The following is a 6,585-nucleotide window of genomic DNA, read 5'->3' on the forward strand; positions in this document are numbered from 1 at the left end:
GTTCGAGGCGGGCAGGCCACTGGTCTCGGAGACGGGCAGCGCGCCCTCCGTCCTGTGAAACCTCTCTCCTCGTACGCCTATCTCGGTCCGCAGGGCACTTTCACCGAGGCCGCGCTGCTGCAGGTACCCGGAGCGGAGGACGTCCGCAGGGTTCCGGCGTCCACCGTTGCGGCTGCGCTGGAGCTCGTGAGGTCCGGTGGCGTCGACGGCGCGATGGTACCCATCGAGAACTCGGTGGAGGGCGGCGTGTCGGCAACCCTCGACGCGATTTCCGTAGGAGAGCCACTGCGCATCGTGCGTGAGGAGCTCGTAGCCATCAGTTTCGTGCTCGCCGCGCGGGACGGGACGGACATCTCGAAGGTGAAGCGGATCTCCACCCACGGACACGCCTGGGCGCAGTGCCGGGGGTGGGCCGACGCTAATATTGCCACTGCAGAATATATTCCCTCGCCGTCCACCGCGGCGGCCGGCTTCGGCCTCCTCGGTGACGATTGCGCCTACGATGCGGCGATCTGTTCGCCCGCGCTGGCCGCCTCGCTGGGCTTGTCCGTACTCGCGAGCGATATCGGCGACATCTCCGACGCCGTCACACGCTTCATCCTCGTCAGCCGCCCCGGCGCTCTGCCCGCTCCCACCGGGGCCGACAAGACCACGCTGGTGATTCCGCTTCCCGAAGACCACCCGGGTGCGCTCATGGAGATCCTCGACCAGTTCGCGGCGCGGGGGGTCAACCTCAGCCGCATCGAATCGCGGCCCACCGGCCAGTTCCTCGGTGACTACTTCTTCAGCATCGACGCCGAGGGTCATGTGGCCGATGCGCGGATGGCCGACGCGCTCAAGGGGCTGCACCGAATCAGCCCCGACCTCCGCTTCCTCGGTTCCTATCCGCGTGCCGACAAGCGTCGTCATGCGGTGGTGCCCCACACTGCGGATACCGCTTTCGCCGCGGCGGATTCCTGGGTGGCGGAAATTCTCCAGGGCCGTTAGCGCGCAGGGCCTTCCGTCAAGGTGCAGGGAAACCGTATCCCTGCTGCCCGAAAATGGAAAGTAGACTTAGTATAAGGGGATTCCGTAACTCCTTTGCAGAGGTGGTTCCCGCATGGCTCGATTGCGTCGCAGCAACACCCGCAAGGCGGGTATCACGCGCAGGCGCCAGGGCAAGGGATTCAGCTACCGGGGCCCGGACGGCTCGCTGCTGCGGGACCGCGACGAGCTCGAGCGGGTCAAGGGCCTCGTCATCCCCCCTGCCTGGAGGGATGTCTGGATAGCCCCCTACCGGAACGGTCACGTGCAGGTCCTCGGAACCGACGAGGCAGGGCGCCGACAGTACATCTACCATCCGGCGTGGCGGGAGCAGAAGGACCGCGAGAAATTCGACCGCGCCCTCGAGTTCGGGGCAAAGCTGCCGAGCGCACGCCGGGTGATCACCCAGCACCTCCGCAGCAACGGAACCACAAGGGAAAGGGCATTCGCGGCAGCGCTCCGCATCGTCGACGCCGGAGCCCTGCGCATCGGGTCAGCCCAGTACGCCGAAGCCAACGGCTCTTTCGGGGTGACTACCCTGCTCGTGGAGCACATCTCGGTCGAAGGACCCGTCATCACCTTCAATTTTCCCGGGAAGAGCGGTCAGCTGTGGGACACCACGCTGGAGGACGCCGACCTCGCGGCGGCACTTCGCCCGATGCTGCGGCGGGAGGATGCCGACACCGTGCTCGCCTACCGCACGTCGGACGAGAAATGGCACCACGTGGAAGGCTCGCAGCTCAATGAATTCCTTCGCCAGGTGACGGGGGGTCCGTTCACTGCCAAGGACTTCCGCACCTGGCAGGCAACGGTGATCGCCGCAATGGCTCTGGCGCGGGAGGACCTGAAAGCCACGAGCCGGACGGCGAGACAGAAAGCGGTCACCGCCACGATGCGCGCCGTGGCCGATCACCTCGGCAACACGCCGGCCGTGGCCCGGAGTTCGTATGTCGACCCGCGGCTGGTGGACCGGTTCATGAGCGGCGAGGTCATCCCGATCGGGAGTATGACCGCGTCCGAAAAAGCAGTGCAGGAGCTCCTGCCGGACTAGCGGCTTTCGGCGGTGGCTTTCACCTTCGAGCATTGCTAAGTAGGCTTATGGTGGGCGCCCGGCCGGAGCGCATCTTTCAACGAAAGGCAGCATCATGACTGAGAACGCTCATGGAGGACACATCGTCAATCCCAATGAGGGCGACGGCTCCACCTCGGACCCCAATTGGCACGGCGATGCGGGAGACCAGGGAAACGACATCCGGTTCGCCGAGGAGCAGGGCCTGATCAACGACCAGGCCGGACATGACGACGCCTCGACCGCCAAATCTGCAGCTGCCTCGGAAGGCAGCTACACCAGTGCCGCCCCGGCCGACGACGACGGCGGCTACACCGGCGCGCAGGAGCCGGTTGAGGAGGGCGAATACACCGACAAGGACAAGCCCCTGGTCGACATTCCGGAGGGCGAAGGCGAATACACCGACCGCGACCGCACCTGAGGCTCAGCTGCTCCCTGATGGTCCGGATGTCCCCGAAGGGACCCGGACCATCAGTGCATCGGCATCCACGCGCACGGTCAGGGACGTCACCGCGCCGGACGGGTCGCCGTCGAGCTGGGTCTCGGTCGGCTCCGTCACCCACACTGTCGCTTCCCGCGCCCGATAGTACTTGATGACAGGGCTCCCGCCCGGGTGCCGAAGCAGGATCTTCATGCCCATCCAGAACCAGCCCACGAGGCTGCGCGGGCTGATGACCACGACGTCGAGGAACCCGTCGTCGATGGTGGAGTCGGGGATGAAGTCGATGCCTGCCGGAAGCTTCCCGCAATTGGCGAAGAGGACGCTACGTACCTTCCTGCTCTGGGGTGCGCTCCCGTCGAAGCTGATCGACACGCGCTGGCGGCGGCCCGGCAGGTGGCGAACCCCCGCTTCGCTGTAGGCGAGCCAGCCGTACTTCTCCTTCAGGTTCTCCTTGGTGGCCGCGACGATCGTCGCGTCGAGGCCGACCCCGCCCATCACGAGGAACGGGTGGGAGGATTCGACGCCGGTCCGCGCATTCCGCAGGTGGATGCGCCCCATGTCGATCCGGCGCTGGTTCCCGTGGAGGGCCGCTTCCAGGCAGCCCGCCAGGTCGAAGTACGGCAGTCCGAGATTGCGGACCAGCAGGTTCCCGGTTCCCAGCGGGAGCAGGCCGAGCGCGGCCGGCGAATGCGCGAGGGCCTGGGCCACCGCCCGCACGGTACCGTCCCCGCCGGCGGCGATCACGACGTCGGCGCCGGCCTCGATGGCGCGGCGCGCCTGACCGGTCCCGGGGTCCTCGACGGTCGTCTCAAGGATCAGCGGAGGGTCCCACCCGGCATCGGAACACGCCTGCTCCACGAGGGCGCGGGTCGCCCGGGATTGGAGCTTGACCGGGTTGAGCACCAGCGCCACCTGCTGCGGGCCCGGGAAGGGCGGAGAGGAGGGGTGGGTGGTGGTGGGTGCGGACCGCGGGTGGCGAAAGCGGCGCACTGTCCACCAGCTCTGCGCCGAAGCGGCCGCTGCGGAGCCGGCGGCGGTCAGGGCAAGCAGTCTTGGGCGCATGGTGTGTCAAGGATAGCCGCAGCGCGTCGTGTGCCAGGCGCCGTCGTCGTACGCGGAACCGCCTGACCCTCGGGCCGTTGATCGCGCCGTCGATTGCGCGGCTCCGCCCGTTGGTAGGCTGGTGGAGTGATCGATGTCAACGAACTCCGTGCCAATCCAGAGCAATTCCAGGCCTCGCAGCGTGCACGCGGTGCTGATGAATCGCTCGTGGAGTCGATCCTTGCCCTGGACGCCCGGCGCCGTGAGGCAGTGACAGGCTCGGAAGCCCTCCGCGCCGGCCAGAATGCGTTCGGCAAGCGGGTGGCGCAGGCGAAGGGCGAGGAGAAGCAGGCGCTCCTGGCCGAGGTCAAAGAACTCGCGCAGTCGGTCAAAAAAGCTACCAGTGTTGCTGACGAGCTCAGCGCTGAGCAGGAGACGCTGCTGCGGCGGTTGCCCAACCTCATCCAGGACGGGGTTCCCGCGGGCGGGGAGGACGATTTCGAGGTGCTCAAGACGGTGGGCGTTCCCCGCGACTTCGCTGCCGAGGGCTTCGAGCCGCGTGACCACCTGGAGCTCGGTGAGCTGCTGGGCGCCATCGACATGGAACGTGGCGCGAAAATCTCGGGGTCCCGCTTCTACTTCCTGAAGGGAGTCGGGGCGAGGCTCGAGATCGCCCTGCTCCAGATGGCCATGGACCAGGCCGTCCGGGCCGGGTTCACCCCCATGATCACTCCCACCCTCGTGCGCCCCGAGACGATGCAGGGCACCGGGTTCGACATCGCCCACGACGCCGAGATCTACCGACTGGAGGAGGATGACCTCTACCTCGTCGGCACTTCGGAAGTGGCGCTTGCCGGTTACCACTCGGATGAGATCCTCGAACTCGGCGACGGCCCCCTGCGCTACGCCGGCTGGTCGACCTGTTACCGCCGTGAAGCGGGATCGCACGGCAAGGACACCCGCGGAATCATCCGCGTCCACCAGTTCAACAAGGTGGAGATGTTCACCTACACCTCCATCGAGGATTCCTACGCCGAACACGAACGGCTGCTCGCCTGGGAAGAGGAGATGCTCGCCAAGGTGGAGCTGCCCTACCGGGTCATCGACACCGCTGCCGGAGACCTCGGGATGTCCGCTGCACGGAAGTTCGACTGCGAGGCCTGGGTGCCCACGCAAGGTGCGTACCGCGAGCTCACCTCGACGTCGAACTGCACCACCTTCCAGGCGAGGCGCCTGAACATCCGTGAGCGCCAGGCGGGGGAGGGCCAGAAAGGCACGCGCGCCGTCGCAACCCTCAATGGGACGCTCGCCACCACGCGCTGGATCGTCGCCATCCTCGAGCACCACCAGAACGCGGATGGCTCGGTGAACGTGCCCACAGCCCTGCGACCGTACCTCGGCGGCCTCGACGTTCTCCCGGTCCTGTGATGCCCCGCACCAAGTACCTGATTGCGCTCGACGTCGACGGCACCCTGGTGGACCACGAGGGCAATATGACCGACGAGGTGCGGTCCTCGGCGCGCGCGGTCATCCAGGCGGGCCACGACATCATCATCGCGACGGGCCGCTCTCTGGGTGCCACCCTTCCGGTCATGGCACTGCTGGGGATCACCCGCGGGTATGCCGTCTGTTCGAACGGCGGGGTCACGCTGCGCGTGGACGACGCACTGCCCGAGGGCTTCGAGGTCCTCGAACGCGTGACCTTCGATCCGCGCCCTGCGTTGACGGCACTGCGCGAACGCCTTCCCGCGGCCAAGTATGCGCTTGAGGACGACCGCGGACGCTTCCTCTCCACCGAGAGCTTCCAGGACGCCAGCTTCGGCTCCGAGGCCCAAAGCGTCGACTTCGAGCAGATGCTGGCAGCACGCGCCGTGCGCGTGGTGGTGTTCAGCACCGACAGCACGGCCGAGGAGTTCGGCGAGGCCGTCGCCGCGATCGGCCTGCACGGGGTCACCTACTCCGTGGGATGGACGGCGTGGCTCGACATCGCCGCATCCGGGGTCACGAAAGCGAGTGCGCTCGAGCTCCTGCGCGCGAACCTGCAGGCAGACCCGGCGCTGACCGTTGCCGTGGGCGATGGGCGGAACGACGTCGAAATGCTCCGATGGGCGGCGCGCGGCGTCGCAATGGGACAGGCTCCCGAGGAGGTGCGCGCGGCGGCGTCGGAAGTCACGGGTTCGGTGTACGACGACGGCGCCGCGAAGGTACTCCGCTCCCTCGTCTAGGCGCTCCTTCCCCGACGCCGCTGCTGGCTCGCCGCTGCTAGTTCGCCGGTGAGCTTTCCGGTAGCGACGCCGGCCCGTAGGCCAGGTCGAGCAGCCGTGCAGCAGCCGGCCGTGTCGCATGTTCCTCGAGCCAGTGGGACCGTACTACCGCCCTGCTGACGGCCTGGGTACTGATACCCAACTCCTGGGCGATGAACTTCTGCTGACCCCGGGCGCCCGGGGTCAGCAGGTCGAGGACGTTCCATTCGGCTTCCGTCCGGGTGTACACGAGGTGTCCCAGCAGGCGCAGGACCGCCTCGGCCTCGCCGGAGATCTCAGCATCGGGTCCCTCGACGGCGAGCGGTATGCGCTCGCCGGTCCTCTGGGCCCGGTTGACGGCGCGCCTTGCGTAGACGAGCCCGTGGCCCTGGGCGTCGAGAATTCGCTCCGGCACCGGGGGAAGGAGCATTCCGACGCCGATGCCCACGTGCCATCGGCGGTGGCGGATCGCCACGAGGGCGGCGTCGACGGCGGTCCGCGCGGAAGGCACGACGCCCTGCACCTCGTCCCCGACGGAGCGTTGAAAGGGGACAGTGACGGGAAGGTTCCGGAGCGCCTTCAGGAGGTCCGGAACGAGGTCGCCGACCTCGCGGGAGTCCCGCTGGTTGATGGTGAGGACGTACTGCATGCGTTCAGTATGCGGCAGGGCGGCTCTCAATCAACGCATTGACGTTGATTGAGGATTCCGTGGGCAGCCCACCCCCCCGCTGATTAAGCACCTGCGGCTGCTAAATCGCACGCGAAGC

At 67.4% G+C, this 6,585-nt stretch carries 7 protein-coding genes; 5 read left to right on the plus strand and 2 right to left on the minus strand.

Annotated features, from left to right (window positions below; translation table 11 throughout):
- The first annotated feature begins 54 nt into the window (after positions 1-54).
- From pheA to Y705_RS16345, 3 genes are all read left to right on the plus strand, one after another.
- A complete protein-coding gene (gene pheA / locus Y705_RS0100975) occupies positions 55-987 on the plus strand; it encodes a prephenate dehydratase (RefSeq protein WP_026531520.1) in 933 nt (310 codons plus the stop codon).
- A gap of 112 nt (positions 988-1,099) precedes the next feature.
- Positions 1,100-2,074 (plus strand): DNA topoisomerase IB, encoded by a 975-nt coding sequence (locus tag Y705_RS0100980; RefSeq protein WP_026531521.1) that lies wholly within the window; start codon positions 1,100-1,102, stop codon positions 2,072-2,074.
- Positions 2,075-2,168: 94 nt separating this feature from the next.
- Complete coding sequence (locus tag Y705_RS16345) at positions 2,169-2,513, plus strand: hypothetical protein (protein ID WP_049822065.1); 345 nt, start codon at positions 2,169-2,171, stop codon at positions 2,511-2,513.
- A 3-nt stretch (positions 2,514-2,516) separates the two neighbouring features.
- On the opposite strand, the gene Y705_RS0100990 is transcribed toward Y705_RS16345, so the two are convergent.
- Positions 2,517-3,596, minus strand: coding sequence for a diacylglycerol/lipid kinase family protein (locus Y705_RS0100990; protein WP_026531522.1), 1,080 nt, complete (start codon positions 3,594-3,596; stop codon positions 2,517-2,519).
- Between the two features lie 126 nt (positions 3,597-3,722).
- Between Y705_RS0100990 and serS the strand changes: the two genes are divergently transcribed.
- Both serS and Y705_RS0101000 read left to right on the plus strand, forming a co-directional pair.
- Positions 3,723-5,003: a serine--tRNA ligase gene (gene serS, locus Y705_RS0100995; protein ID WP_026531523.1), complete on the plus strand. Its 1,281-nt coding sequence runs from the start codon at positions 3,723-3,725 to the stop codon at positions 5,001-5,003.
- Positions 5,003-5,800, plus strand: a complete 798-nt coding sequence (locus tag Y705_RS0101000) for an HAD family hydrolase (protein WP_049822066.1) — start codon at positions 5,003-5,005, stop codon at positions 5,798-5,800. Before serS ends, Y705_RS0101000 begins: the two co-directional genes overlap by 1 nt.
- A gap of 37 nt (positions 5,801-5,837) precedes the next feature.
- Here Y705_RS0101000 and Y705_RS0101005 read toward each other — a convergent pair whose 3' ends face one another.
- Positions 5,838-6,467, minus strand: a complete 630-nt coding sequence (locus Y705_RS0101005; RefSeq protein WP_026531525.1) for a hypothetical protein — start codon at positions 6,465-6,467, stop codon at positions 5,838-5,840.
- Positions 6,468-6,585: the final 118 nt, after the last annotated feature.

Source organism: Arthrobacter sp. H41 (assembly GCF_000520535.1).
Taxonomy (GTDB): Bacteria; Actinomycetota; Actinomycetes; order Actinomycetales; family Micrococcaceae; genus Arthrobacter_D.

Excerpts from the sequence above, each read along its gene's own strand:
- Y705_RS0101005 (WP_026531525.1), bottom strand. The coding sequence starts at position 6,467 with ATGCAGTACGTCCTCACCATCAACCAGCGGGACTCCCGCGAGGTCGGC.
- Y705_RS16345 (WP_049822065.1), top strand. The coding sequence starts at position 2,169 with ATGACTGAGAACGCTCATGGAGGACACATCGTCAATCCCAATGAGGGC.
- Y705_RS0101000 (WP_049822066.1), top strand. The coding sequence starts at position 5,003 with ATGCCCCGCACCAAGTACCTGATTGCGCTCGACGTCGACGGCACCCTG.
- Y705_RS0100990 (WP_026531522.1), bottom strand. The coding sequence starts at position 3,596 with ATGCGCCCAAGACTGCTTGCCCTGACCGCCGCCGGCTCCGCAGCGGCC.
- Y705_RS0100980 (WP_026531521.1), top strand. The coding sequence starts at position 1,100 with ATGGCTCGATTGCGTCGCAGCAACACCCGCAAGGCGGGTATCACGCGC.